Source organism: Pseudomonas neustonica (assembly GCF_003797945.1).
GTDB classification, from domain to species: domain Bacteria; phylum Pseudomonadota; class Gammaproteobacteria; order Pseudomonadales; family Pseudomonadaceae; genus Halopseudomonas; species Halopseudomonas neustonica.
On record NZ_RKKU01000025.1, the window covers coordinates 39,497 to 64,503 of the forward strand.

The following is a 25,007-nucleotide window of genomic DNA, read 5'->3' on the forward strand; positions in this document are numbered from 1 at the left end:
GACATAAAAAAACCGCATCAAGCCAGGCTCGATGCGGTTTTTTTCAGGCTGACAATCAGGCCTTGGTAAAGCGACCACCCGCTTCGGCCAGCTTGACCAGACCAGCAGCAGGCTTCCAGAACTCGCCACGCTCAGCTTCCAGCGCGCGAATCTCGGCCAGCACCTTGTCCAGACCCAGGCTGTCAGCGTAAGCCATCGGACCACCGCGCTCGGCCGGGAAGCCATAACCAAAGCGGTATACGCGATCGATGTCTTCGGCAGACTCTGCGTAGCCTTCGTCGAGGATGCGCGCACCTTCGTTGACCAGCGCCAGAATACAACGATTGACGATCTCATCAGCGGAAACATCGCGAGCGGTATAACCAGCTTCTTCGGCTACTTCGCGCGCCATCATATCGGTTTCTGGATCGTGGATAGCCTGACGGCTGCCTTGCTCGTACTTATAGAAACCGTGACCACTCTTCTGACCAAAACGCTCCATCTCGCACAGCTTATTGTCCAGCCATACGATAGGTTCGCCGCGGCCCAGGCCTGCCAACTGACGTGAGCGCCAGCCCAAATCAACACCGACGACGTCATACATGCGGTAAGGCCCCATGGCCATGCCAAAGCCCTGCAGCGCCTGGTCAACTTCCCATGGAGTAGAACCTTCCAGCACTACTTCGCGTGACTGGCGTGAGTATTTTTCCAGCATGCGGTTGCCAATGAAGCCGTGGCAGTTGCCCGCCAGTACGGCCTCTTTGCCAATCTTGGTGCCGACCGCCAGACAAGCGTCCATGACGTCCTGCGCTGTGGCCTTGCCGCGAACCACTTCCAGCAGCTTCATGATGTGTGCAGGGCTGAAGAAGTGTAGACCCAGAACCTGAGTAGGACGCTTGGTCGCAGAAGCAATCTCGTCGATATCCAGATAGGAAGTATTGGTCGCCAGAATGGCAGAAGCCTGCACCGCGCTGTCCAGCTCGGCGAAGATCTTCTTCTTCAGATCCATGTTTTCATACACGGCCTCAACCACCAGATCCATTTCAGCCAGATCCGCGTACGCCTGAGTGGTAGTGATGCGAGCGATCCGCGCTTGCGCTTCGGCGTCATCAAAACGCTCTTGAGCAACCGAGCGCTTGTAGACACTGGCGATATCAACCAGACCCTTTTCCAGCATCTCCGCGTTAACGTCGAGCCAGGTCACGGGATAACCCGCATTGACGAAGTTCATTACGATACCGCGGCCCATAGTGCCCGCGCCGATAACGCCAACTCGCTTGATACCCTCAAAAGAAGCCATCGCAGCTACCTCCAAATGAAATGAATGACCGCACAGCGGTCCAACCAATGTGAATTGTGGACCTACTTTCCGTGGAGCGATACATTACGCAAAATATCGCTCAATTAAAAACCCTATACGCTGATACGCATCATTCACAGAGTGAATAAAGATCCCTGATAGTAACGAGGCTCACAGCGCAGGGAATGCAGTATCCAGCTGCCACTCAACGGCCGCACGCTGAGCAGTCGTCAATTCATCCTTACTCAACTTTTCACCCATCAAATCGCGTGCTTCACGCGCATCCGGCAGCCCCTGAGCCGCACACAAGGAAAACAGTAGATAGGCCATGCGCTGGTTCCTGCGCATACCTTCACCATTCATATACATGATACCCAGATTGAACATGGCACTGGGCTCGCCCTGCTGGGCGGCGGCTGTATACCATTTAATTGCCGCCTGATTATCCTCTGGCATGCCCTCACCCTCGTCGTACATGACAGCCAGGTTGTACTGTGCGTCCCTGTTACCCTGTTCTGCCGACGCGCTGTACCATTTGATCGCTGCTGCGTTGTCTTCCTCAGTGCCTTCACCTTCGTCATACATGATCGCCAGGTTGTACTGCGCCGAGGCGTGCCCCTGATTCGCCGCGAACGCATACCAGTTGAGAGCTTCGGCGTCGTCTATCTCGACACCCTCGCCTTCGTCGTACATCAGGGCCAGGTTGTATTGAGCGTCCATATCGCCCTGCTCAGCTGAACGTCGGTACCACTGCACTGCCAGTTGATCATTTACCGGCACACCTTCGCCTTCGTCATACATCAACGCCAGGTTGTACTGCGCGGTGGCATCGCCCTGCTCCGCTGCTGCGGTGTACCAGCGCACAGCTTCACGGTCATCGACTGGAACGCCCTCGCCCATGTCATACATCAGTGCCAGATTGAACTGAGCGTCGGCATGGCCCTGTTCGGCTGCTTTGCGATACCACTCTATTGCCTTCTGATCATTGACCGGTACACCCTCGCCCTCGTCATACATCAGCGCGAGATTGAACTGGGCATCGGCATGCCCCTGCTCAGCGGCACGCCAGTACCAGTCAATCGCTTTCAAATCATCGACTGGCACACCTTCACCCACGTCATACATCAGGGCCAGGTTGTACTGCGCACCTGCGTGGTTCTGTTCCGCAGCCTGGGTATAAAGCTCTATGGCTCGAGCGTCATCAAGGGTGACGCCTTGGCCTTCGTCATACATATAGCCCAGTGCAAATTGCGCCACAGCATCGCCCTGCTCCGCCGCTTTGGCATACCACTGCGCGGCTTTCTCATAGGACTGCAACACGCCGTCGCCATCGTAGAAATGATCAGCCAGCTCACGTTGCGCACCCGCGTTACCTGCTTCAGCCTTGGGTACCAACAGCGCGACAGACGCACCACTGGACGGGTTCTTGGCATGCTCTGCGGCGTGCAATGGAGCAATCAGCGCAAAGCTCAACAGGGCTGCACTAGTAAGGTGTTTTATATTCATATAAGGCAAATCCATATGGCGAATTCAGTAACAGTAAGCGAGTTCCTCGCTGTCGCCCGGGAATAATAACGCAGCCGGACCTGTTTTGGGACGCAAGCAGTCACTCTGGAGGCGCTGACCACGCGCCTTGGTGAGGCTCAGCAGTCATGCAGCATGCGCAACTGGCAGCGTTCTGGAAGTCAATGGGTCGGTCGAAGCAACAATCACGGCGATCCGTCTAGGGCGGCGCCTGGAGCCTAATAATCCCTGCATCCAGGTTGCATGACACAGCAGGGAGAGCAGCAGCGCCGAAGCGTGACAGCATCTTAGCCAATCAACTCATGCACATGCTCGTCAGCGCCGGGACCGGCGACTGGCTGCACTTCCCAAGCCTTGAGCGGTCGCCCATCAGCAGACAGGACTTCGGCGCCATGCACTGGCTGCCCGGTCGCTTTCTCCAGCAGCAAGATGCGCTGTCCAATCGTATTGGGGCGCCATTTTTCTCCCCATTGCATCAAGCCAATCAACACTGGGTAAAGATCCATCCCCGCATCGGTCAAACGGTATTCAAAGGAGCGCTTGTCATCACGGCAGGGTACTTTTTTCAACACCCCAGCCTCGGTCAGTTTTTTCAGCCGGGCACTGAGCACACTACTGGAAATATCCAGCTGTTTTTGAAAGGCATCAAAGGTACGCATGCCATGAAAGGCATTGCGCAGAATAAGAAGGGACCACCACTCGCCGACGATATCCAGCGTCTGTGCGACGCTGCAGTCCATATGATTAAGCGGTGTTCGGGACATGCAGATCTCCAACAAGGTATTCCCCGGCTAGCGCCGGGGATACCAAAACGTATTTACAGCATGCCGCTCAGGCGCGCTCGAATAATCTGCTCAGCCTGAGCCATGATGCTGTCGATCAACTGCTGGCAGGTCGGTACATCGTGAATCAAACCCGCGACCATACCGCAAGACCAGGCGCCCAGTTCCATATCACCGTCTTTCATGATCTTGGGATAAACGCCGGCCACTTCGTCGATGATGTCGGTGAACTTCAGGTCCTTACCCAGGCGCGCTTCCTTCTCGAGGATGCGCTCAACTGCGGCGTTGTTCAGTACGCGCTCGGTGTTGCGCAGCGGGCGCATAACCAGACGCGTGTCCAGCTCGGAAGCAGCAACAATCGCCTGCTTAACATTCTCATGTACTGGCGCTTCCTGGGTGGCGATGAAACGCGTGCCCATGTTCATGCCTTCGGCGCCAAGCGCCATGGCGGCAACCAATGAGCGGCCATCCGCCATCCCACCAGACGCGACAAACGGAATCTCCAGCTCATCTGCCGCACGCGGCAACAGAATCATGTTGGGAATATCGTCTTCACCGGGGTGACCGCCACATTCAAAGCCATCAACCGAGACTGCATCGCAACCAATCGACTGGGCCTTGAGTGCATGCCTTACTGAAGTACATTTATGGATAACCTTGATACCCGCGTCTTTCAGCGCTGGCATATATTCCTGCGGGCTACGACCTGCTGTTTCAACAATCTTTACTCCGCCCTTGATGATGGCTTCAATGTAGCCAGGATAATCAGGCGAGTTAACCGTCGGCAGAAAGGTCAGGTTGACCGCGATAGGCTTGTCGGTCATATCGCGGCACTTGGCGATTTCATTAGCCAGGTCCGCTGCCGTGCGTTGGGTTAGACCGGTAATGGTGCCCAAGCCACCGGCGTTGGACACAGCAGCCGCCAGCTCGGCAAAACCGACAAAGTGCATACCACCTTGAATGATCGGGTGCTGAATACCAAAGAGTTCTGTTATGCGATTTTTCACTGTGGTCCTGCCTCTATCGAATGAAAATAAAAAGGGAGCACGACATCTGCCGAGCCAAAACTAACTTCGGATACAGAAGCTAATTTCTACCTATGACAAATGCAAGCCTGAATTTTTTTTGTGCTTGATTACAGGGCATAGATCGGCCCAAAAGGTATAACTACGACACCTGCAAGCACCCTTTCGCAGAGGCTTTCGGCCACTTGAGCAACTGCCACATGACCTATCACTACATCAAGCAAAGCGCACGCAAAGTGAACACCCAATGAATTTTTGGTGAACTCTCACGCGGCTCTGTTGCTCTATTACAGTGCACCTTACAAGGAGATTGTATATGAACACGCATATGAAACTGTTAAGCACTGCCCTGTTCTCTGTAGCCATGCTGGGCGCTTTGCCCGCCTCCGCCGACAACCACGGCGATGAGCACATGGATACCCATGAGAGCGCAGTCAACACAGGTCAGCAAGGTGAAGACAAAACCTCCGAACACCTTCCAACCCAACGCGACGCCGGTGATGAAGTAGAAGCTGGTTCAGTTGGCACTGACAATGTTGGCAACGCCAACAAGCACGCTGATTCAACGGTAGACGGTCCTGACGGCGTCAACGGTGGCGGCGCAACCGCACAGTAAATCTGGCGGTCGATACCCCGCCTGCCTCTGATGGCAGGCGGGGTTTTTATTGCCTGAATTCTGCCTAATCACATACCGGCCAGGCAGGCATCGACTTCATAGAGCCATTGCGTTATCCAGAAGCAGACCAGGCCCAAGCGTTATCCAATGGTCTTAACGATGACGCGAACCAGGTCTTTCATTTCCAGCAGCCGCGCGTAAACGGCCCTATCCCGGTCGAGCCTGAGCACATAATGGCGAAGCGGGGTTAAGCCTTGGAACCACTCTGCACGCGGCGGCTAATGATGCCGTCGACCAGCATCTCCACAGCCTCCATCGCACGCTCCTTCCAGCAACGCATATCGACCAGCTCCGCCACGGCATGATTCTTCAGACCAACAAAACCATGAATCAAGGCCCAGACCTGCAGCGCGACGTCAGATTTTGACTCGACGCTGGCATCTGCGGCGAGCAGATCGCCCACCAGATCAGTCAAGCGCGCAAAGCCTGCAGCGGCCACTATGCGGGCTTCCTCACAGGGCTGATAACTGTCATCCAGCTTGCCGAAGATCAGCCCGTAATGTGGCTCGTATGCTTCAGCGGTATCCAGATAACGGCGCGAAGCCAACAACACGCGCTCGCGCGCAGAGTCTGCCAGTTCATCAACAGCCAAGGCTTCTATTACCGCGCTGAAACCTTCGATGTACAGCGCATCCAGAATCCCCTGCTTACCCTGAAAGTGGCTGTAAATGCCGATAGTAGAAACCCCGGCATGCGCCGCAATTGCGCGCACGCTGAGCGCAGCAGTCCCACCCGCGAGAAATAACGCCGAGGCGGCGTCGAGAATTTTACGTTTCGAATCATTCATCCGGCGATTGTACTTGACTTTACATAACGCCGTTATACTATCGACCAGGCATAACACTGTTATAGCAAAATTTATTTTATCCCGAAGACGGGAGCAGGAGTAAAACCGTGAGCGAACAACAACTAGAAGCGGATTACCTGATAGTCGGCAGCGGCGCAGTGGGTATGGCCTTCGCCGACACGCTGCTGACCGAGTCCGATGCCAGTATCATCATCGTCGATCAGCACCAACGCCCCGGTGGCCATTGGAATCTGGCCTATCCTTTTGTCACCCTGCACCAACCATCCGCGTTTTATGGCGTCAGCTCCCGCGAGTTGAGCAAAGGCCGCAAGGATGAAGTAGGGCTAAATAAAGGACTAGGCGATCTGGCCTCAGGTACCGAAGTGCTCGCTTACTTTGATGAGGTCATGCGCCACCAGTTTCTGCCCACCGGCCGCGTGCAATATTTCCCGATGTGCCACTACCTTGGTGACGGCCTATTCGAGCAAAGCCTGACCGGGAAGCGCTTTCATGCCAATACGCGCAAGACGGTCGACGCCACTTATCTGAAAACCAGCGTACCCGCCAACCATACTCCCAGCTTCAAAATTGACGCCGGCGTGGCCTTTATGCCACTCAACGACCTGCCCAAGGTCAAGCAACCCGCTGATAATTACGTGGTAATCGGCGGCGGAAAAACCGGTATCGATGCCTGCCTGTGGCTGCTGGAGAATCAGGTAGACCCTGATCGTATATGCTGGATAGTCTCGCGTGATGCCTGGCTGCTCGATCGCCGCAATACCCAATCGACTGAGGAGTTTTTCCATAGCAGCATTGGCGCGGTTGCTGCTCAGTTTGAGGCCATCGCCCAAGCCGACTCGGTCGATGACTTGTTCAACCGGCTGGAACAAGCGGGTGTGCTACTGCGGATTGATCAAACCGTAAAACCCAAGATGTTTCACGGCGCCACCATCAGCCAGCTCGAACTACAGCAACTGCGCCGCATCAAGAACGTGGTGCGCAAGGGCCGCGTGACCCACCTGCAAACAGATCAAATCGTACTCGAACAAGGCAGTATTCCCACCTCAACAAACAATCTATACATTGACTGCTCGGCCAGCGCCATTACCAACCTGGCGATCAAGAAAGTCTTTCAGGGCAACCTGATCACCCCGCAGACTGTACGTTCCTATCAGCCCGTTTTCAGCGCTGCTTTCATAGCCCATGTAGAAGCCTGTTATAACGATGAGGCAGAGAAAAATCGTATTTGTTCTGTCGTGCCGCTGCCCAATCACGATACCGACTGGATTCGCATGATGGCCGCACTGATGATGAATCAGTACCAATGGTCACAGGTACCGGAACTGCGCGACTGGCTGCTGGCAAATCGGCTGGATGGAATGGGCAAGCTGGTGCGCAGCGCCAGCAAGGACGATGCAAAAAAACAGGCGATCCTTACCCGCATGCGCAACAATTCAGCGCCAGCCATGATGAAAATTCAGCGCTTTCTTGCCGACATCAACTAACCGAAAGGGACTAAGCCATGCAGCAATTTCAGGTGCAAAAAAACAACTTCATGACGCAGCGGCTAGTAACACTGAGCCCGCAAGAACAACTTGAGACGCTGGCGGACGGCGAGATTCGCCTAGCCGTCGACAGTTTTTCCTTCACCGCCAATAACATCACTTATGCTGCCGCAGGCGATCAACTGGGTTACTGGCAGTTCTTTCCGCCAGCCGGCCAACAAACCGAGGGCTGGGGCGTCATCCCGGTTTGGGGCTTTGCCAACGTAATTGAGTCCCGTTGTGATCAGGTGCCCGTGGGTGAGCGACTGTTCGGCTATTTCCCACCGGCAACCCAGGTAATCATGCAGCCCACCCACATCTCAGACCAGCGTCTGGTCGATGGCATAGCGCACCGCAGCAAGTTGCCGCCGGGCTACAACAGCTACAGTCGCGTGCTGCACGAACCGCACTACGACGTCAGTGCCGAAGCCGAACGCATGCTGCTGTGGCCGCTGCACATAACCTCGTTCTGCCTCTGGGATGCACTCAAGGACAAAGCCTGGCGTGGAGCACAGCAGGTCATCATTATCAGCGCCTCCAGCAAGACCAGCATCGGCCTGGGCTATGCGCTTTACCAGGACGACGAAGCCCCCGCCACCGTCGCACTGACCTCAGCGCGCAATATGGCGTTGGTCGAGCGTCTCGGCATTTATGGCAGCGTGGTGGATTACGATCAACTGAGCAGCATCAACCCGGATTTGCCCAGCGTGATCGTCGATATGTCCGGCAACAGTGCGCTGTTGAATGCGCTAAGCCAGCATTTAGGAGACAACCTGAACTACTGCATCAATGTCGGCCTGACCCATTGGGATGAAACCAAGGCAAACTCGGATATAGCCGCAGATCGCCGCGAATTTTTCTTTGCGCCAGCGCATATTCAGCAACGCATGAAAGACTGGGGCCCACAAGGGTTTGCCGAGCGCAGCCAGCGCTTCCTGCATGAAGCGGCGACCTGGAGCCGTGAATGGCTGAAGGTGAAAGAGCTACAGGGTCTGGCGGGTCTGGCTGCGGTTTACCCCGACGTTTGCCAAGGCCGCATAGCGGCAGATGAAGGTGTGGTCATCAAACTGGCTACCGCGCAATAAGCCCATGCGCTTATGCCGCAAAATAATGGATGCAGATAGTCCTGTACCCATACTGCAGCATAGGCGCAAATTGCCAGCTATTCACCGCCGATAGCCGCACGAATCAAACCTGCGCGCAGTCAATGGCAGCTAAATAACAAGGAGCAGAACATGAGCGAGTTTGCAGGCAAGACCATCGTCATCAGTGGCGGCGCCGAAGGTATCGGCCTGAGCATTGCAATGGCCATGGGCAAACAAGGCATGAACGTCGTGCTGGGCGACATCGACAGCGAGCAGTTAAAGCTCGCCGAAGCAGAGCTACAGCAAGCCGGTGTTGAGGTACTCACCGCGCAAATGGATGTGACCAAACTTGAACAGTGGCAGGCACTGGCCGATCAGGCCATCGAGCGCTTTGGCAAAATTCACATGCTGGTCAACAACGCGGGGGTCGGCGGTGGTACCGGCAGCATCGAGCAGACCGACAACAACGAATGGCGCTGGGTAATGGACGTCAACCTGATGGGGGTCATCAACGGCACTCAGGTCATGGTGCCGCACATCAAGCAGCATGGTGAAGGCGGCTGGCTGCTAAACGTCGCTTCCATGGCCGGGATGGGCGGCGTGCCCTACGGTGGCGCCTATACTGCCAGTAAGGTCGCGGTCGTCGGCATGTCGGAAAGCTGGTACGCCGAGCTGCAACAACACAACATTCAGGTCTCTGTGCTCTGCCCCGCTTTTGTTAAAACGCGTATCAACCTGTCTATGCGCAATAAACAAAGCGACTATAAAACCGGCAAAGCCAAAAAAGAGATCACACCACAACAGGCTGCCATGGCAGCACACATGCAGAAGATCATTGATAACGGTCTGCCGGTCGAGATCGTTGGCGAGCGGGTAGTGGAAGCACTCAAGGCAAAAGAGCTGTACATATTCACTCATCCCAACTACCGCCCAACCACCCAGGCACGCGCCAAGGCCATTGATGCTGCCTTTGAGCGTGCCGCCGCCAGCCCCCTACTGGCCGATGTGGCCGACCAAGAAATCATCAGCTTCGGCTAACTCGCACTTGGCGTCGCCAGACTTCCAATCAGCCTGGCCGAGTACCGCTCTGGCGGCGGTGCTCGGCAGATGCTGCTATCAGAAGCTGTAGCTCAAACTCACCTTGGCATTACGTCCCTGTGACGGGGCGCTATCACCAGACAGCGCAGCGTAGTGGAAGCTATTCAGCACATTATCCACGGTGAGTTTTACGCTGAGGTCGGCCAAGGAGCCGCTCTTGGGTGACCAGTCAGCGAACAGACGGTGCACATCGTAGCTTTCGTTTGCATAAGTATTCCAGGTGCGTTCGGCGCTAACGTAATAGCTGTCGGAAGAAAGTCGATCCGTCTTGCGCACAAACTCACCCTGCCAGCCCAGTTGCAAGTCGATTTCCGGAACTTTCAGCCCCAGCATGGCAACCCATTTGACCGGCGGAATATCCCGAGCCCAAACGTTGGGGCCCCAGGGGTTGCTGTAAGCCCCTTCATGCTTGCCCTCGGTCCAAGCATAGGAAAGGCTGGCAAACATTCGACGGCTATCATAGTAGCTCTCCAGCTCCGCACCGCGAATTGTCGCGCCATCCAGGTTGCGATAATTGGACAGCGGCAGATAGTCGGCACAACTATCACTCACACTGCCTCCATTCTGCGCCTGGTTCTCACAAGCAATAGATCGGAGTTTAAAGATCTCATCACTAATCTTGTGACGATACAAAGTAGCGCGCAGCTGCAAGTTATCATCGGCGACAATCAGGTCAGGCAGGCTAACCACGGCACCAGCACGCACGCCGCGAATACGTTCTGCATCCAGACCACGGCTGGTTGAGCCCCAGGTCGAGGAGCTCTGCACCTCATACTGCTCATCCAATACCGGCGCCCGCCAAGTACTTGCGTAGTCAACAAACACACCAAGCTGCTGATTGACCCGCCAGAAAACGGACAAGCGAGGCGACCAGCCAGCATAGGTAACGGAACGATAATCATGCCCCATTTCGGGATTGTTATATCGGCTCGCGAGATTCTGCTTACCCTGGTTACGCACGTGATCGTAGCGCAACGACGGGGTAACAGTTACGTCCCCCAGCGTGATCGCGTCCTGCAAATAAAGGCTGCGCACCTCTTGCTCGCCGGCAGGCATAAAATAAGGCTGGAACCACCCGAAGTTATACTCCGGCTTGTCATCATAATCAGGGTAATGCATCAGCACTTCCCGCGAATGCTCACGCCACTGGGCACCTGCAGTCAGCTCATGCGCCAGCATTCCGGTATCAAACAAACTGATGTTGCGCGCCTCGAACATCCGGTCGGTATATTCGGTGTTCATATACTTACCCCCTGAGGTGAGACCGAAATAGGCATCATCGTCACGGGTATCCGTCTGATCGGTACTGGAGTAGGAATAGGTCAGCTCAAGATCAAGCAGTGGATTATCCACAGGCTGGTACTGATACTTGCCGACCCAAGTGGTATCAACCAGCTCACGGTTAGACGTCAGGCGATTAAGCGCAGCCTCAAGGCTTCCGTACTTTTTGATGGAGTAGAGGCTTGGCACTACGAAGCTGGTTGCCGCAAACGGCGTACGCAAGTTGCTCTCGCTGCGGCTGTAGCTCAGCCCGAAACTATGCTCCAGTGTCGGGTGAAAATTACCTTTGACCAGCATCGAATCCTGATTCTGTGCAGTACTGGGGTAGCGCTTTGGATAGCGGTACCCCTCATCAAGATCAATGTGGCCAGCGAGCTTGATGTCGTCCCCATCGCGATGGCTCTGGTAATACAAACCATCAAACATGCCATCTTCGGTACGGCCAAACACCGAGCCCGTATAGATTTGCTGGTGGTCGTTACTCTGATACCCGTATTTTACGAAAGCACCCGTATTACGCCCCGGCTTGAGCATATCGGTGGCGTCGCGGGTTTCCATATGCACGGTACCGCCAAAGCCACCATTACCGGTGAGCGCCGAATAGGGCCCCTTCTCCACCTCAACGCTTTTGATCAACTCTGGTTCGATGAAAATGGTGCCTTGTTGATAACGCTCAAAGCCGCTTTTATTCGCGCCATCCAGCGTAAAGGGCACATCTTCAGCGTCCCCCAAGCCCCAGATATTGACCCGCTGACCGCCGGGTTTGACCGACCCGGTCATGCTGACGCCCGGCAGTGTTTGCAATAACTCCGGAACGTTACCGGCCTGCTGACGCTCGATCTCACGACGCCCAAGGGTAGAGCGTCCGACGTTCGTGGAGTTGACCGAGATTCCATCGCCTACCACCGTCAACGCCTGTAGCGTGATGCCATTGTCTGGCGCGCTCGCGGCGGCTGGCCGTGGGCGAATAACAAAACTGCCTGCGGCAGGTACCAGTTCAAAACCTGATCCCTGCAACAACAACTGCAGTACATCAACCGCCTCGTAGTTACCGCTCACAGGCGGCGCAGCCACATGGCGCGTCTGGCTCTCGTCAAACAGAATCTGGATCTGACCCTGTTGCGCCAATGCAGATAAGGACGCGGAGAGCGATTGTGCGGGTAACTGCACACTGATGGGAGCAGCGTGCAGACTGCTGCTGATGAGCAAACTGAGCAAACTTAGGCGGGTAAAACCAAGGCGGGTATTGCGGGTACTCATTGCGCTCTCCTGTGCGTACTCCGGGGGTGACACCCAGAAAACGCAGCAGGTCGAGAAACCCTCACATCTAAATGACATATATTTTCATTTAGATTAGCTTTTAATGTAAATCAGCGGGGTTGCAGCATCACCCGACCGTCATCCGTTCGACTTATCTGAACGGGCAGCAGCAGCGGCAGTGCCTGCAAAAACAGCTCTGGTTGATGAATATCCAAACTGCCTGATACGCGCTTTGCGGCCAGTTGGGCATCGCCCACCAGCACCGGACGATCGAGATAACGGGATAACTCTTGCGCCAGCTCACCTAACGACCTATCGCGAAAAATCAGCATGCCCGTGCGCCAACTACCGATTTCATTGGTCGGCAATTCACTATTGCGCACCAGCCCGCGGCGATAATCTACTTCGGCCACCTCCCCCACCTGCAGCAACTGCGGCGCGAGTCCTTGCGTACCAGGATCTACTTGCACAGTACCCTGCTCTACCGCCACTGCAACGCCCTGATCGCTGCGACGCACATTAAACCGCGTACCCACCACGCGAACCTCTGCATCACCCACGCTGATCAGAAAGGGTTTTGTCGCATCCGGACTGACGGAAAAAAAGGCTTCGCCAGCACTCAGCTCCACCTCACGCCGATCACGGAAATACCGCACATGCACTTGCGCGCCCAGGTTAAGAACAACTTCACTGCCATCCTGCAGCTGCAGGGTACGCAATTGCTGCTGATCAGCACTGGCGTTGAGTTGATAAGTCGGCTGCGCGTACCAGCTAGTGCCCAACGCCATGCCTATTGCCAGCAACAGAGCAGCCGCCAACGTCAGCATTGACCTGAACCGGGAGCGTCGCGCGGATACAACAGGGAGCACCACAAACTTGTCTGATTCAAGCGCAGGTCGCGTCAGCAGATCACAGTCAGCCCACAGCAATTGCATGTCGTCATACGCGTTCGCATGCGCCTCATTTTGCTGCAGCCAGGTCTGAAACGCAGCCTCACCGGCGGGGTCCAGCGGCCCATCCTGACGACGACTGAACCACTGGGCGGCCTGCTCTTCAATTGCGCTCGCGGGTGCCTCAACACTCATTCGCACCTCCCCGCGCTGCGCAGCCCTGAGCGCGCGTGACGGCGGCAATGCAGCATGGCGCTGGCGATATGTTTTTCAACCATACTCAAAGAGATTCCCATCCGTTGGGCAACGGCTGCCTGCGACAGACCGTCAAACTTGTGTAATACAAACGCCTGTTTACGCTTGGCAGGCAAGCCCTCAAGCGCCTCGGCCAACAGATGCAAGCGTTGCTGTTGCTCAATCATGCGCAATGGCCCTTCTGTCTGCAATGCTTCGTCTGCTTCCGACGCGGATTCGTCCAACTCGACCAGTCCCGCGCCCGTACGCACCTGCTGGCGCCGCCAATGGTCGTATAACAGATTGCGGGCGATGCTGAACAGCAGCGGTCTGGGCGGGCATTCCTGTGTTTTTTGCTCGGCCGCGGTACTGCCCAACCAGCGCACAAAGGCATCCTGCGCCAGATCGTCGGCATCTGCCGCGTTGCTCATACGTTTGCCCAAAAAGCGCCGCAGCTCGGTGCGCAAGCCGTTGAAGTCAGCCGCAGCAAGCGGCCGTGAACGATCACTCACAGACGAACCATCCACAGCGAAGGAGCATAGCTGGACACAAAAGACCTCCGACAACGCGCAGCCTGAATAGCCGCACACGGTAACAAGAACAGATCACAAACAGTAACGATTATCATTATGAGGCAAGCACATGCATTGATGTCAAGCCGCCACTTTCAGCCCAGTAAGCCATTGCTCCATAAAGAGCAATCGGGCGACCCAAGCCAGCGCACTAGAACTCAGGTCAGAGCTACACCCAACAGCTCCTGACATCTCTCGATGGATACGAATGAAAAAAAATCTCAATTTCATTACGGGAAGCAGCGGCTCATTCGTTATCTAGGTAAGACGCAGTAAAGGTCGCTTCCAGGCGCCCCAGCGACTTCCGACGATATCCCGTACGCAAGGACCCGCCATGATCACGGCAGACAACACCGCATTACCCCTGAGTAGCTACCTTAAAGAGCAGACCACCTCGACCCACGAGAGCCTCGACAGGCGCATCATGGCGCTAGCGCCCTTCTCCAACCGCGAGCGTTTTGCCTGTTTCCTGCGCATGCAGCTGCGCCTGCACTACGCCACAGCACCGCTGTACCAAAACCCGGAGCTGCAAGCCATGTTGCCGGGCCTGGCCGAGCGCAACCGCCTCGATGCTGTGCAGCGGGACTGTGCCGACTTCAATCTCAGTGAGCAGCAACAAGAGGAAGATCGCCTGGCTGGTACGTCCATCAAGCCGGCTAACGCTGAAGAAGCAATCGGCTGGCTCTACACCCATGAGGGTTCCACCCTGGGCGCGGCCTTCCTGCTCAAGTACGCAAAGGACCAACTGGGTCTTTCAGAATCCTTTGGAGCACGTCACCTGGCAGGCCATACCGAGGGCCGAGGCCTGCACTGGCGCCAGTTCAAGCAAGCACTGGACGATCTCGATCTCACACCGCAGGCCCGCTCAGCAGCAGTCGAAGGCGCACGTGCGGCCTTTGCTTTCGTACGTGCCTCGGTAGAAGAGCTGATGGCCGATAATCAGCCCGCTGCGGCAGTCTGATGTTACAGCGGCTCGGCTGGCGCATGCTGGCCCTGACCTTTGTCACCCTGGGACTCATTGGTGCCGTGTTGCCCGGTATGCCGACCACCGTGTTCATGCTGCTGGCGGTCTGGGCGGCCAGCAAGGGGTGGCCGCCGCTAGCTGACTGGCTGCTGAACCATCCTCGCTTTGGTCCACCCATACAGAATTGGCAAACACACCGGGCCATTCCCCGCCGCGCCAAATGGCTAGCCGGTATCAGCATGCTCATCAGCATGCCGCTGATTTGCCTTGCGGCGCCCAGCGCCTGGGTGCAATGGCTGGTGCCATCGGCTATGTGCCTGGTGCTGCTCTGGCTTTGTAGCCGCCCGGAACCACCCTGCCCTCAACCCTGAACCGCGTAGACTGCGCGAGGATAATCACCAATGCGACCGCTGACTCTCCTATCTACCCTGCTGCTCACCTTGCTGCTGGGCAATGCTGCGCTGGCGCAAACGACCAAGCCCGGTGCAGAGATCCAGGCCAATAGCGCAGCGCAAGACGGCACCGACGACACCTCCGCCGCTACTACCAGTGTGGATGCGTTGCCTGCTCCTGAGGTTGAATCCCTGTTACCTCAAGCTGAGGCGCTACCGCACGACTTGTCGCCCTGGGGCATGTACCTGGCTGCCGACTGGGTGGTAAAGGGTGTAATGATCGGCTTGCTCATCGCCTCACTACTGACCTGGTCGGTATGGATCGGCAAGTTGATTCAACTGGCACAGGCGCGCAAGCGCGCCAATCGGCTTTTGCAGCTACTGGTCGAGTCCGAGCACTTTGCTCAGGCACGGCAGCAGAGTGCCCAGCAGCGCGGCGCCGGGATGGATTTGCTACAAGCGACCGCCCACGAGCTGGTCCTGTCTGCTCGCGGCCCCGCCAGCGATGAAGGTATCAAGGAGCGTATTGGCGCACGACTGGATCGCGTGCAGATTCATGCTGGCAGCCAGATGAACAAGGGCACCGGCATACTCGCGACCATAGGCTCCATCGCGCCTTTTGTCGGTCTGTTCGGGACCGTGTGGGGCATCATGAACAGCTTTATCGGTATTGCCCAGTCGCAGAACACCAACCTCGCTGTCGTCGCGCCGGGTATCGCCGAGGCCTTGCTGGCGACCGCCTGTGGCCTGGTAGCCGCGATTCCAGCGGTGGTGATCTACAACCACTTTGCGCGGGCTATTAACGGCTATCGCGCGCAGTTGGGTGATATCGCCACGGCGCTGCTGACGCTGGTTAGCCGTGACCTGGATCGGCAACAGGGAAACCAAAACGCCGACGCCGAAGACCAGCACCAGCCAGTCCCCATCAGCATGGGGCGGCACTGATGAGCTTTAACCTGTCCGGCGCAGAAGATGGTCAACTGAGCGAAAACCACGAAATCAACGTCACCCCCTTCATCGATGTGATGCTGGTGCTGTTGATCATCTTTATGGTGGCTGCGCCTCTGGCTACCGTCAGCGTGCCCGTAGACCTGCCAGCCTCTACCGCCAAACCGCAGCCGCCGGCTGACGACCCGCTATACCTCAGTGTGCAGGCAGACCTGACGTTAACGTTGGGTGAGCAACAACAGCTCACCCTGGCGCAACTGCCGGACGCCCTGACCAGCGCGGCGCCCGATACGGCGCAACGCATCTTTCTGCGCGCCGACCAGGGCATCAACTATGGCGATCTGACCGAGGTCATCAACGCATTGGGCGACGCGGGTTATCTCAAGGTCGCCCTGGTTGGGCTGGAACGTACGCCATGACACCGCTGGCAGGCCCGCAACGCAGCCGCACGCGCAGCGGGCTGCCATTCTGGCTGTCTGCCCTATTGGCGGCAGCGGGTCTGCACGCGTTGGTACTAGCCATCTACCTGTGGCATCCAAGTCAGCCCCTTGAGCTTAAGCCCCAGGCCGCCCCGATGGCCATTGAATTGGTCATGCCACTGGCCGCGCCCGCCAGTCAGCCGACCGAGTTGCCACCTGGCCCTGAACAGACCCAAGCCGATGCAGCGACGGCGCAACCGGCCAAGGTAGCAAAAGCTCAGCCCGAACTACCCGAGGTAGCCAAGACCGAGGTTAGCCTGCCAGCGAAAAAACCGACCCCCGTCAAAGCGCCCGAACCGCCGGTTGAAGAGACACCTGAAGAAACGCCCGAGCCCATCAACGAGAGTGCCAATCAGCAGGCAGCCGAACAGACGACAGCGCCACCCAGCGTAGCAACACCCAACCAGAGTGAAACAGTCAGTGCCCCTACGCTGGGCGCCGTCAGTCAACAACAACTGGATGCGCGCCAGCAGTGGGAGCAGCTGCTGTACGCGCACTTGCAACGCCATAAGCGTTACCCGCGTCAGGCACTGAGGGCGCACCAGCAAGGGATGCCCACTATTACCCTAACCATGAATCGCCGTGGCCAGGTGCTCAGCGTCAACCTTGCCAGCAGCAGCGGTGCACGCACGCTGGACAGGGAGGCGCTGGCACTCGCCAAGCGCGCAGAACCATTGCCGCTGCCACCGCCAGAGATTGCCGGTGAACGGATTACCCTGACCGTACCAGTGCTATTCTCTCTCTAACCGCAATCAGTTGCGGGCGCTCAGTACAGGGCGCAATAGAGGACTAACGCAGCTAATAATGAAACCGGATAAAACCGCTGATAACCCCGGTTGTTTCGGCAAGCCCGCGCTCAATGCCATCTGGCTATAACCATAGGCCGATAAAGATTTTTACGGCATGAGGCACTGCAGGTAAACTAGCCGGCTTTCCGGCCTTGCAAACGGGGCCGCGCTTCGCAATTTGGAAGGTTAATACGTGATTGATTTTAAGCAGGTACACAAGGCCTACCGCGTAGGTGGTCGGTCAGTGCCAGCCCTGCATCCGACAGACTTGCATATCGCTCAGGGTGAGGTGTTTGGCATCGTTGGCCATTCCGGCGCGGGCAAGAGCACGCTGATGCGCTTGGTCAACCGCCTGGAAGAGCCCTCGGGCGGCAGTATCGTGATCGACGGTGAAGACGTAACCAAACTCGATGCCAAAGGCTTGCGCCGCTTTCGTCGGCAAGTCGGTATGATTTTTCAGCATTTCAACCTGCTGTCATCCAAAACGGTCGCCAACAATGTGGCACTGCCACTGAAACTGGCCGGTGAGCTGAGCCGCGCGCAGATAGATCAGCGCGTCGCGGAACTCCTAGTGCGCGTAGGTCTGAGCGAGCACGCCGACAAATACCCCGCGCAGCTATCGGGTGGTCAGAAACAGCGCGTGGGTATTGCCCGTGCCCTATCGACCAATCCCAAGGTACTGCTCTGTGACGAGGCCACCAGTGCACTGGACCCGCAAACCACCGCATCAGTGCTGCAGCTGCTGACCCAAATCAATCGCGAGTTGAACCTGACCATCCTGTTGATCACCCATGAAATGGATGTGATACGCCGTGCCTGCGACCGCGTTGCCGTGATGGATGCCGGTGTGATCGTTGAGCTGGGTCCGGTGACGGACGTTTTCCTGCATCCCCAACACCCGACCACCAAACGTTTTGTCCGCGAGGACGAGCAGGTTGATGAGAACGATCAGCGCAATGATTTCGCGCATGTCGAGGGACGCATCGTGCGGCTCACCTTTAATGGTGACTCCACCTACACACCGCTGCTGGGCAGCGTCGCCCGAGAGACCGGGGTCGACTACAGTATTCTGGCCGGCCGCATCGACCGCATCAAGGACACACCCTACGGCCAGTTGACACTGGCGCTCACCGGTGGCGACGTTGAAGCAGCAATGCACTGCTTCACCCTGGCCGATGTGCATATGGAGGTGCTGCGCTAATGGATGCTCTGCTTCCCAACGTCAATTGGCCCGAAATATGGCAAGCCACGCTCGATACGCTCAGCATGCTGGGCGGCTCTTTGGTCTTTACGCTCATTTTCGGACTGCCGCTCGGGGTGCTGCTGTTTCTCACCGGGCCACGGCAGATGTTTGAGCAAAAGGTGCTTTACCAGGCGACCTCGCTACTGGTTAACATCTTTCGCTCGGTGCCCTTTGTCATTCTGCTGATCGTGATGATTCCCTTCACCGTGATAGTGGCAGGTACCTCGCTGGGCGTGGCGGGCGCCATTCCGCCACTGGTGGTCGGTGCTACGCCGTTTTTTGCGCGTTTGGTTGAAACCGCCCTACGCGAAGTAGACCGCGGCATCATCGAAGCCACCCAGGCCGCAGGGGCTACGCCGCGACAGATCGTGGTCAACGCCCTGCTACCGGAGGCCCTACCGGGCATCATCGCTGCCATCACTGTCACCGCCATTACGCTGGTGTCCTACACCGCCATGTCGGGCCTGATTGGCGGCGGCGGGCTGGGCGATCTAGCGGTGCGCTATGGTTATCAGCGTTATCAGCCCGATGTCATGGTCGTTACTGTTGTGCTGCTATTGGTTCTGGTGCAGGTGCTGCAAAGCGTCGGCGACCGGCTGGTAGTTCACTTCTCACGCAAGTAACTATGCTTAATGCAATAAAAAAAGCAGGTGACCGGCTATCCGCCAGCCACCTGCGTGTTATCCCACAAGGAGCCTTACGTATGAAAAAATTACTCACTGCCTTTGCCGCTGCCGCGGTATTAACCTCCCTGCCAGCATTCGCGGCAGAGAAACTGTCAGTCGCTGCTACTGCCGTGCCGCACGCCGAGATTCTTGAGTTCGTCAAACCAACACTGGCTGAAGAAGGCGTTGATCTGGATATTCACGTCTTCACCGACTACGTGCAGCCCAACGTACAGGTTGCCGAAAAACGCCTGGATGCCAACTTCTTCCAGCACCTTCCCTATCTGGAAGAGTTCAACAGCAGCCGTGGCACCGATCTGGTCAGCGTTACTGGTGTGCACGTTGAACCCTTTGGCGCCTATTCCCGCAAGATCAAAAGCCTCGACGAATTGCCCGAAGGTGCCAACGTAGTCATCCCCAACGATGCTACCAACGGCGGTCGCGCATTGCTGCTGCTGCAAAAAGCGGGCGTCATCACGCTGAAGGATGAAGGCAACATTTTGTCTACGCCGAGCGATATCGCCGCGAACCCCAAGAATATTCGTATTCGCGCGCTTGAGGCGGCCACTCTGCCACGCGTACTGGATCAGGTAGACCTGGCCCTGATCAACACCAACTACGCGCTGGAAGCCGGCCTCAACCCGACTGCCGATGCCCTGGTGATCGAAGGTGCCGACTCGCCCTACGTGAACATTCTGGTTGCGCGTTCAGACAATGCCGAAAGCGATGCCATGCAGAAATTGGCTGCAGCACTGAACAGCCCAGAAGTGAAAGCCTTCATCGAAGAGAAGTATCAGGGCCAGATCCTGCCTACCTTCGAGTAAGCGTGCCGCCCGGGCCGCAGCAAGCGCCCGACGCTGCACCACTCTGCTGTAACTGAAACGCCCGGCACAACGCCGGGCGTTTTTGTATCTGTTACTCACACTAGCTGTTCAAGCCCTTTGCACTGCGGCAAATAACCGCGCTCAGATCATCACCTGAGCGTCTGCACAGTGCTAGAATTTCCGCCATGCCTCTGTCACGCGATAACCGCCTATCTGTAGCCCTGCTGCTGTATCTCTGCACGCTGTTCAGCGTGCTGACCTGTGGCTTTCATCAGGGGCAAATGAGCGCGCAGCATCTCAGCGGCGCCGGAGTTGTGTTCTGTAATACCGATGGGCAAAACCTCGGTCTCGATCTGGACAGTGCGCAGCAGCACAGCGGCGATTTCAAACCCATGTGCCCACTGTGTTCTTCGGTAGGTGCTGGCATTGCGCTCAACAGCCTGGGCTGGTCACTGGACTATCAGCCTGCCATCGCAGCAATACCGCTACCGCCCAGCCATTGGGCGCGGCCACCGCCGCGTGCCGCCTGGCCCGCACTCAACCCCCGTGCTTCACCCGCTGCCTCTGGCGCAGCGGTGCTCTCTGCCTGATCACCGGCCGACCTTCCGTTGCGTCCACACCAGTAATCCAAACACCTTGTTTTATTGCCCATGTCTGCCCCTTGGCAGCATGGCTTTGCCTGTGGACAACAATGATGCAAACAACACTGAATCTCTTAGTCTCTCCAGCCACACAGCGCTGGAAAATCGCTTTCTCTGTTTTTTTGGCCAGCCTTGCTGGCAGCAGTTACGCCACCGATGCCACTGCACCGCAAACGCATGAAGCGCAGACGAACTCCCTTGAGTTGGCTCCCCTGGTGATTACCGCCGTGCAACAAAGCTCACCCCTGACCATCATCGCTGACCCGAAGGATGCCAGGCAGCCGGTGCCAGCCAGCGATGCGACTGACTACCTGAAAACGATCCCGGGTTTTTCCGCCATACGCAGTGGCGGCACCAATGGCGATGCAGTGCTGCGCGGTATGTTTGGCTCGCGCATCAACCTACTGTCCAACGGTGGCCAAATGATCGGGGCCTGCCCAAACCGAATGGACGCGCCCAGCTCGTATATTGCACCGGAAACCTTCGATAAGCTGACGGTCATCAAGGGACCGCAAAGCGTCATCTGGGGGCCCGGAGCTTCCGCTGGCACCGTGCTCTTTGATCGCGAGCCGGAGCAATTCAGCGAGGCGGGCACCCGTGTTCACGCCAGCGCGCTAGGTGGCTCCAATGGCCGCTTTGATAAACTGCTAGATGCGGCAATCGGCAACCCACAAGGCTATATGCGCTTTAGTGGCAACCAGGCCCAATCTGACGACTACGAAGACGGCAACGGCGATACCGTCCCCTCGCGCTATAGCAAATGGAATGGTGATGTCGCGCTTGGCTGGACGCCCGACGACGACACCCTACTGGAACTCAGCGCCGGCAAAGGTGACGCCGAGGCACGCTACGGCGGACGCGGCATGGATGGCAGCAAATTTGCGCGTGAAAGCCTGGGCTTGCGCTTTGAGCGCACCAATCTAGGTGCCATCGATAAACTCGAAGCGCGCCTTTACTACAACTACGCCGATCACGTCATGGATAACTTCCGTCTGCGCACACCAGACCCGAGCAGCATGATGCCAATGCCTATGGCGGCCGAAGTAGACCGCCGCACCATTGGCGGCCGTGTGGCCATGACGTTCAATTGGGAGTCACTCGATCTCGTTACCGGTGTTGATGCCATGCGCAGCGAGCACCGCGCACGCAGCTCCACCTACGACATGATGAGCGGCGTATACCGCGATACGGATGAGTTTGCCTGGGACAAAGATGCCGTCATGCGCAACTACGGCTTATTTGGTGAGCTGACCTGGTACCAGAGCACTCGCAATCGCATCATCGCCGGAGCGCGCCTTGATCGAGCATCAGCCAAAGACTACCGCAGCGACATCAGCAGCATGATGATGAGCCGACCCAATCCCACCGCCGGTCAGACGCGCAGCGATACCCTGCCCAGCGGCTTTATCCGCTACGAGCAAGATCTGGAAGACTCGCCTACCACCCTGTATGCCGGTATTGGTCATGTACAACGCTTCCCTGATTATTGGGAGCTGTTCTCGGCCAAAACCGGTCCGGCAGGCGCCCTCAACGCCTTTGACGGCATTCGGCCGGAGAAAACCACCCAGCTGGACGTAGGCGTGCAGTATCAACAGCAGAACCTGCAGGCTTGGGCATCCGCCTACGCAGGACAGATACGCGACTACATCCTGTTCAACTACAGCACCAGCATGATGAGCATGAACAGCAGCCAGGCCAACAATGTTGATGCGCGTATTATGGGCGGTGAATTGGGGCTGGCCTATGACCTCAACAGCCACTGGAATACCGATGCGACGCTAGCCTACGCCTGGGGTAAAAACAGCAGCGATGGCCAACCCTTGCCACAAATGCCGCCACTGGAGGCACGCTTGGGCCTGGGGTATGAGCAGAACAACTGGAGCGCTGGGGCACTCTGGCGCGTAGTAGCTGAGCAAAATCGCATCGACGAAGGGAAAGGTAACGTCGTCGGTCAGGACATGGACAAAAGCGCTGGCTTTGGCGTCTTTTCGCTCAACGGCGCTTACCGCCTGAACGAGAACCTCAAGTTCAGCGCGGGCGTCGACAACCTGTTCGATAAGGCTTACGCCGAGCACCTTAATCTCGCCGGCAACGCCGCGTTCGGCTTCCCAGCCGATTCTATTGCCATCAACGAACCCGGCCGCACGCTTTGGGCCAAAATCGACCTGGACTTCTAACCACCTCAGCAACACACGGCGTAGCCTGATTGCACCCAGGCTACGCCGCCTTACTATCGTCTTTGCCGTCATATTCTGAAATGCCTTCACCTCAATAGCTAGCCCAGCGCGCTGCTAGACTCCTACGTTTAATCACTCTGCCTGACTGCGTCTGAAACGCATTACGTCAGCAGGTGTGACGCCGACCCAACAGGGAGTCAGTAGATGAAGAACGTCACCATCCTAGCCGCATTCGCCACCTTACTATTGCCGCTTTCAAGCGCTTACGCACACACCGCTTACGGTCCCCAGCTTGAGGGCTTTGACTATCCTCACCCGGTCGAGAGTTTTACTTTCACCTCTCAGCAACAACCCCTCTCGATGGCCTACATGGACGTACCGCCAACGACTGAAGCCAATGGCCGAACAGCCGTATTGCTGCACGGCAAAAACTTCTGCGGCGCCACCTGGCAGGACACCATCGAGGTACTCAGCGCCGAGGGCTACCGCGTTATAGCGCCGGATCAGATCGGCTTCTGTCGTTCCAGCAAACCACGCGGCTATCAGTTCAGCTTTAACCAACTGGCGCATAACACGCACGCCCTGCTGGCTGACCTGAACATCGACAAGATCACCTTGATCGGCCACTCCATGGGCGGCATGCTCGCCGCGCGCTTCACACTGAATCACCCTGAACAGGTCGAGCAATTGGTACTGGCCAACCCCATCGGATTGGAAGACTGGCAACAGGCCGGGGTGCCCTATGCCACTATCGACCAGATGTACCAGGGACAGCTGCAAACCAGCTATGAAGGCATCAAAAACTACCAGTTGAAGTTCTATTACAACGGCCAGTGGAAGCCCGAATACGACCGCTGGGTAGAGATGGCCTATGGCATGTATGCCGGTCCCGGCAAAGAGATAGTCGCCTGGAATCAGGCGCAGACCGCAGAGATGCTGTTCACCCAGCCGGTGGTACATGAGTTCCCCAACATTCAGGCACCAACGCTACTGCTGATCGGCGGCAAGGATCGCACCGCCCCCGGCGCCAACCGCGCACCGGAGTCGGTAGCCCAGAGCCTGGGGCAATACCCTGAACTGGGACGCAAAACCGCCGCCGCCATTCCCAATGCGACCCTGGTCGAATTTCCCGAACTGGGGCATTCGCCGCAGGTAGAAGCGCCGGACAAATTTCATCAGGCACTGCTAGCCGGGATGGCTCAGTTGAATAGCCAATAAGCGGCCGTCATTGCAAAAAAGGCGCCCCGGAGGCGCCTTTTTTGTTGCTCATTCACTGGTTATTTATATCTCGAAGCCCAAAGCTTTAATCACACAAACCATCCCATGCCTTTAACTCAATATCGCGTCGGCTCCTCTGCACCCCCATCCGAATAACAGCACGTCAACTTGCGCTTTAGCGCCAGCCGACTGACAACATTTTACTGCGTTTTGAGACCTGACTAAGAAACGGCGGCTGACAACAGCACACTGGACAAGCTGCACGGATGACGCCGCCTGTACCTAACCCGGCCAATGCAGCAACGCCAATAATTTCGCCAAAAGAAACCGTGACAACAATCACAACAAGGCGCACCGCTTTATTCCTCCAAAATGGCTACTGAGTCACGTTCCTATCTGACTGCCAACCCGCTTTCTCATATAATACGGACGACATTGGGCTATGGCTTTCACGAGCTGTATTTACGACATACTGGAATTTTAAGGAAGGCAACAATGGCAAAATGAATCGCCCCCAGTATTCTAGACACTCGCCAGACTCTGGTAATGACGCTTTTCGTACTCGACCGGTGACAGGTCACCACTCGTGCCGTGCCGGCGCCTTGGGTTATAAAACATCTCAATGTAATTG

General features: G+C 56.8%; 24 protein-coding genes. 15 read left to right on the forward strand and 9 right to left on the reverse strand.

Annotated features, from left to right (window positions below):
• Positions 1-55: 55 nt before the first annotated feature.
• The 4 genes from EF096_RS16195 to EF096_RS16210 all read right to left on the reverse strand — a co-directional run bounded on the left by EF096_RS16195 (position 56) and on the right by EF096_RS16210 (position 4,592).
• Complete coding sequence (locus EF096_RS16195) at positions 56-1,279, reverse strand: 3-hydroxyacyl-CoA dehydrogenase (protein ID WP_123890836.1); 1,224 nt, start codon at positions 1,277-1,279, stop codon at positions 56-58.
• 171 nt (positions 1,280-1,450) lie between these two features.
• Positions 1,451-2,785, reverse strand: a complete 1,335-nt coding sequence (locus EF096_RS16200) for a tetratricopeptide repeat protein (protein ID WP_158611304.1) — start codon at positions 2,783-2,785, stop codon at positions 1,451-1,453.
• A 305-nt stretch (positions 2,786-3,090) separates the two neighbouring features.
• On the reverse strand, positions 3,091-3,567 hold the full coding sequence (locus tag EF096_RS16205) for a winged helix-turn-helix transcriptional regulator (RefSeq protein ID WP_123890838.1): 477 nt from the start codon (positions 3,565-3,567) through the stop codon (positions 3,091-3,093).
• Positions 3,568-3,620: 53 nt separating this feature from the next.
• Positions 3,621-4,592: an NAD(P)H-dependent flavin oxidoreductase gene (locus EF096_RS16210; RefSeq protein WP_123890839.1), complete on the reverse strand. Its 972-nt coding sequence runs from the start codon at positions 4,590-4,592 to the stop codon at positions 3,621-3,623.
• Between the two features lie 334 nt (positions 4,593-4,926).
• On the opposite strand from EF096_RS16210, the gene EF096_RS16215 reads away from it, so the two are divergent.
• Positions 4,927-5,226: a hypothetical protein gene (locus EF096_RS16215; protein WP_123890840.1), complete on the forward strand. Its 300-nt coding sequence runs from the start codon at positions 4,927-4,929 to the stop codon at positions 5,224-5,226.
• A gap of 247 nt (positions 5,227-5,473) precedes the next feature.
• Here the strand turns inward: EF096_RS16215 and EF096_RS16220 are convergent, their stop codons facing one another.
• The gene (locus EF096_RS16220; RefSeq protein ID WP_123890841.1) at positions 5,474-6,073 is read right to left on the reverse strand and encodes a TetR/AcrR family transcriptional regulator; all 600 of its coding nucleotides are present in this window, start codon (positions 6,071-6,073) and stop codon (positions 5,474-5,476) included.
• Positions 6,074-6,180: 107 nt separating this feature from the next.
• Between EF096_RS16220 and EF096_RS16225 the strand changes: the two genes are divergently transcribed.
• The 3 genes from EF096_RS16225 (at position 6,181) to EF096_RS16235 (ending at position 9,740) form a co-directional block, all read left to right on the forward strand.
• Positions 6,181-7,578: an NAD(P)-binding protein gene (locus EF096_RS16225; protein WP_123890842.1), complete on the forward strand. Its 1,398-nt coding sequence runs from the start codon at positions 6,181-6,183 to the stop codon at positions 7,576-7,578.
• A gap of 17 nt (positions 7,579-7,595) precedes the next feature.
• Positions 7,596-8,702 (forward strand): DUF2855 family protein, encoded by a 1,107-nt coding sequence (locus EF096_RS16230; RefSeq protein WP_123890843.1) that lies wholly within the window; start codon positions 7,596-7,598, stop codon positions 8,700-8,702.
• A 150-nt stretch (positions 8,703-8,852) separates the two neighbouring features.
• On the forward strand, positions 8,853-9,740 hold the full coding sequence (locus tag EF096_RS16235) for an SDR family NAD(P)-dependent oxidoreductase (RefSeq protein ID WP_123890844.1): 888 nt from the start codon (positions 8,853-8,855) through the stop codon (positions 9,738-9,740).
• A gap of 78 nt (positions 9,741-9,818) precedes the next feature.
• On the opposite strand, the gene EF096_RS16240 is transcribed toward EF096_RS16235, so the two are convergent.
• From EF096_RS16240 to EF096_RS16250, 3 genes are all read right to left on the reverse strand, one after another.
• The gene (locus EF096_RS16240) at positions 9,819-12,341 is read right to left on the reverse strand and encodes a TonB-dependent receptor (protein ID WP_123890845.1); all 2,523 of its coding nucleotides are present in this window, start codon (positions 12,339-12,341) and stop codon (positions 9,819-9,821) included.
• Between the two features lie 110 nt (positions 12,342-12,451).
• A complete protein-coding gene (locus EF096_RS16245) occupies positions 12,452-13,426 on the reverse strand; it encodes a FecR family protein (RefSeq protein ID WP_123890846.1) in 975 nt (324 codons plus the stop codon).
• The gene (locus tag EF096_RS16250) at positions 13,423-13,977 is read right to left on the reverse strand and encodes a sigma-70 family RNA polymerase sigma factor (RefSeq protein ID WP_235869773.1); all 555 of its coding nucleotides are present in this window, start codon (positions 13,975-13,977) and stop codon (positions 13,423-13,425) included. Before EF096_RS16250 ends, EF096_RS16245 begins: the two co-directional genes overlap by 4 nt.
• Positions 13,978-14,371: 394 nt before the next feature.
• On the opposite strand from EF096_RS16250, the gene EF096_RS16255 reads away from it, so the two are divergent.
• The 11 genes from EF096_RS16255 (at position 14,372) to EF096_RS16305 (ending at position 24,376) form a co-directional block, all read left to right on the forward strand.
• Complete coding sequence (locus tag EF096_RS16255; RefSeq protein WP_123890847.1) at positions 14,372-14,998, forward strand: biliverdin-producing heme oxygenase; 627 nt, start codon at positions 14,372-14,374, stop codon at positions 14,996-14,998.
• The gene (locus EF096_RS16260; protein WP_123890848.1) at positions 14,998-15,372 is read left to right on the forward strand and encodes a YbaN family protein; all 375 of its coding nucleotides are present in this window, start codon (positions 14,998-15,000) and stop codon (positions 15,370-15,372) included. The genes EF096_RS16255 and EF096_RS16260 overlap by 1 nt, the downstream gene beginning before the upstream one ends.
• Positions 15,373-15,402: 30 nt before the next feature.
• Positions 15,403-16,338, forward strand: coding sequence for a tonB-system energizer ExbB (exbB, locus tag EF096_RS16265; protein ID WP_123890849.1), 936 nt, complete (start codon positions 15,403-15,405; stop codon positions 16,336-16,338).
• A complete protein-coding gene (exbD, locus tag EF096_RS16270; protein ID WP_123890850.1) occupies positions 16,338-16,760 on the forward strand; it encodes a TonB system transport protein ExbD in 423 nt (140 codons plus the stop codon). The genes exbB and exbD overlap by 1 nt, the downstream gene beginning before the upstream one ends.
• A complete protein-coding gene (locus EF096_RS16275; protein ID WP_123890851.1) occupies positions 16,757-17,566 on the forward strand; it encodes an energy transducer TonB family protein in 810 nt (269 codons plus the stop codon). Before exbD ends, EF096_RS16275 begins: the two co-directional genes overlap by 4 nt.
• Positions 17,567-17,801: 235 nt before the next feature.
• Complete coding sequence (locus EF096_RS16280) at positions 17,802-18,809, forward strand: methionine ABC transporter ATP-binding protein (RefSeq protein ID WP_123890852.1); 1,008 nt, start codon at positions 17,802-17,804, stop codon at positions 18,807-18,809.
• Entirely contained in the window at positions 18,809-19,474 is a 666-nt protein-coding gene (locus EF096_RS16285) for a methionine ABC transporter permease (protein ID WP_123890853.1), read from the forward strand. The genes EF096_RS16280 and EF096_RS16285 overlap by 1 nt, the downstream gene beginning before the upstream one ends.
• An 80-nt stretch (positions 19,475-19,554) precedes the next feature.
• The gene (locus EF096_RS16290; RefSeq protein ID WP_123890854.1) at positions 19,555-20,340 is read left to right on the forward strand and encodes a MetQ/NlpA family ABC transporter substrate-binding protein; all 786 of its coding nucleotides are present in this window, start codon (positions 19,555-19,557) and stop codon (positions 20,338-20,340) included.
• A 185-nt stretch (positions 20,341-20,525) separates the two neighbouring features.
• Entirely contained in the window at positions 20,526-20,930 is a 405-nt protein-coding gene (locus tag EF096_RS16295) for a DUF2946 family protein (RefSeq protein WP_123890855.1), read from the forward strand.
• Positions 20,931-21,034: 104 nt separating this feature from the next.
• On the forward strand, positions 21,035-23,158 hold the full coding sequence (locus tag EF096_RS16300; protein WP_372237923.1) for a TonB-dependent copper receptor: 2,124 nt from the start codon (positions 21,035-21,037) through the stop codon (positions 23,156-23,158).
• A gap of 204 nt (positions 23,159-23,362) precedes the next feature.
• Positions 23,363-24,376, forward strand: a complete 1,014-nt coding sequence (locus EF096_RS16305; RefSeq protein WP_123890857.1) for an alpha/beta fold hydrolase — start codon at positions 23,363-23,365, stop codon at positions 24,374-24,376.
• 522 nt (positions 24,377-24,898) lie between these two features.
• On the opposite strand, the gene EF096_RS16310 is transcribed toward EF096_RS16305, so the two are convergent.
• The coding region (locus EF096_RS16310) for an IS3 family transposase (RefSeq protein ID WP_148079639.1) at positions 24,899-25,007 on the reverse strand (109 nt) is incomplete at its 5' end.

Coding starts and splice junctions, on each gene's coding strand:
- EF096_RS16230 (WP_123890843.1), top strand. CDS start 7,596: ATGCAGCAATTTCAGGTGCAAAAAAACAACTTCATGACGCAGCGGCTA.
- EF096_RS16195 (WP_123890836.1), bottom strand. CDS start 1,279: ATGGCTTCTTTTGAGGGTATCAAGCGAGTTGGCGTTATCGGCGCGGGC.
- EF096_RS16285 (WP_123890853.1), top strand. CDS start 18,809: ATGGATGCTCTGCTTCCCAACGTCAATTGGCCCGAAATATGGCAAGCC.
- EF096_RS16200 (WP_158611304.1), bottom strand. CDS start 2,785: ATGAATATAAAACACCTTACTAGTGCAGCCCTGTTGAGCTTTGCGCTG.
- exbB (WP_123890849.1), top strand. CDS start 15,403: ATGCGACCGCTGACTCTCCTATCTACCCTGCTGCTCACCTTGCTGCTG.
- EF096_RS16290 (WP_123890854.1), top strand. CDS start 19,555: ATGAAAAAATTACTCACTGCCTTTGCCGCTGCCGCGGTATTAACCTCC.
- EF096_RS16295 (WP_123890855.1), top strand. CDS start 20,526: ATGCCTCTGTCACGCGATAACCGCCTATCTGTAGCCCTGCTGCTGTAT.
- EF096_RS16240 (WP_123890845.1), bottom strand. CDS start 12,341: ATGAGTACCCGCAATACCCGCCTTGGTTTTACCCGCCTAAGTTTGCTC.
- EF096_RS16215 (WP_123890840.1), top strand. CDS start 4,927: ATGAACACGCATATGAAACTGTTAAGCACTGCCCTGTTCTCTGTAGCC.
- exbD (WP_123890850.1), top strand. CDS start 16,338: ATGAGCTTTAACCTGTCCGGCGCAGAAGATGGTCAACTGAGCGAAAAC.
- EF096_RS16260 (WP_123890848.1), top strand. CDS start 14,998: ATGTTACAGCGGCTCGGCTGGCGCATGCTGGCCCTGACCTTTGTCACC.
- EF096_RS16305 (WP_123890857.1), top strand. CDS start 23,363: ATGAAGAACGTCACCATCCTAGCCGCATTCGCCACCTTACTATTGCCG.
- EF096_RS16245 (WP_123890846.1), bottom strand. CDS start 13,426: ATGAGTGTTGAGGCACCCGCGAGCGCAATTGAAGAGCAGGCCGCCCAG.
- EF096_RS16220 (WP_123890841.1), bottom strand. CDS start 6,073: ATGAATGATTCGAAACGTAAAATTCTCGACGCCGCCTCGGCGTTATTT.
- EF096_RS16235 (WP_123890844.1), top strand. CDS start 8,853: ATGAGCGAGTTTGCAGGCAAGACCATCGTCATCAGTGGCGGCGCCGAA.
- EF096_RS16255 (WP_123890847.1), top strand. CDS start 14,372: ATGATCACGGCAGACAACACCGCATTACCCCTGAGTAGCTACCTTAAA.
- EF096_RS16205 (WP_123890838.1), bottom strand. CDS start 3,567: ATGTCCCGAACACCGCTTAATCATATGGACTGCAGCGTCGCACAGACG.
- EF096_RS16275 (WP_123890851.1), top strand. CDS start 16,757: ATGACACCGCTGGCAGGCCCGCAACGCAGCCGCACGCGCAGCGGGCTG.
- EF096_RS16300 (WP_372237923.1), top strand. CDS start 21,035: ATGCAAACAACACTGAATCTCTTAGTCTCTCCAGCCACACAGCGCTGG.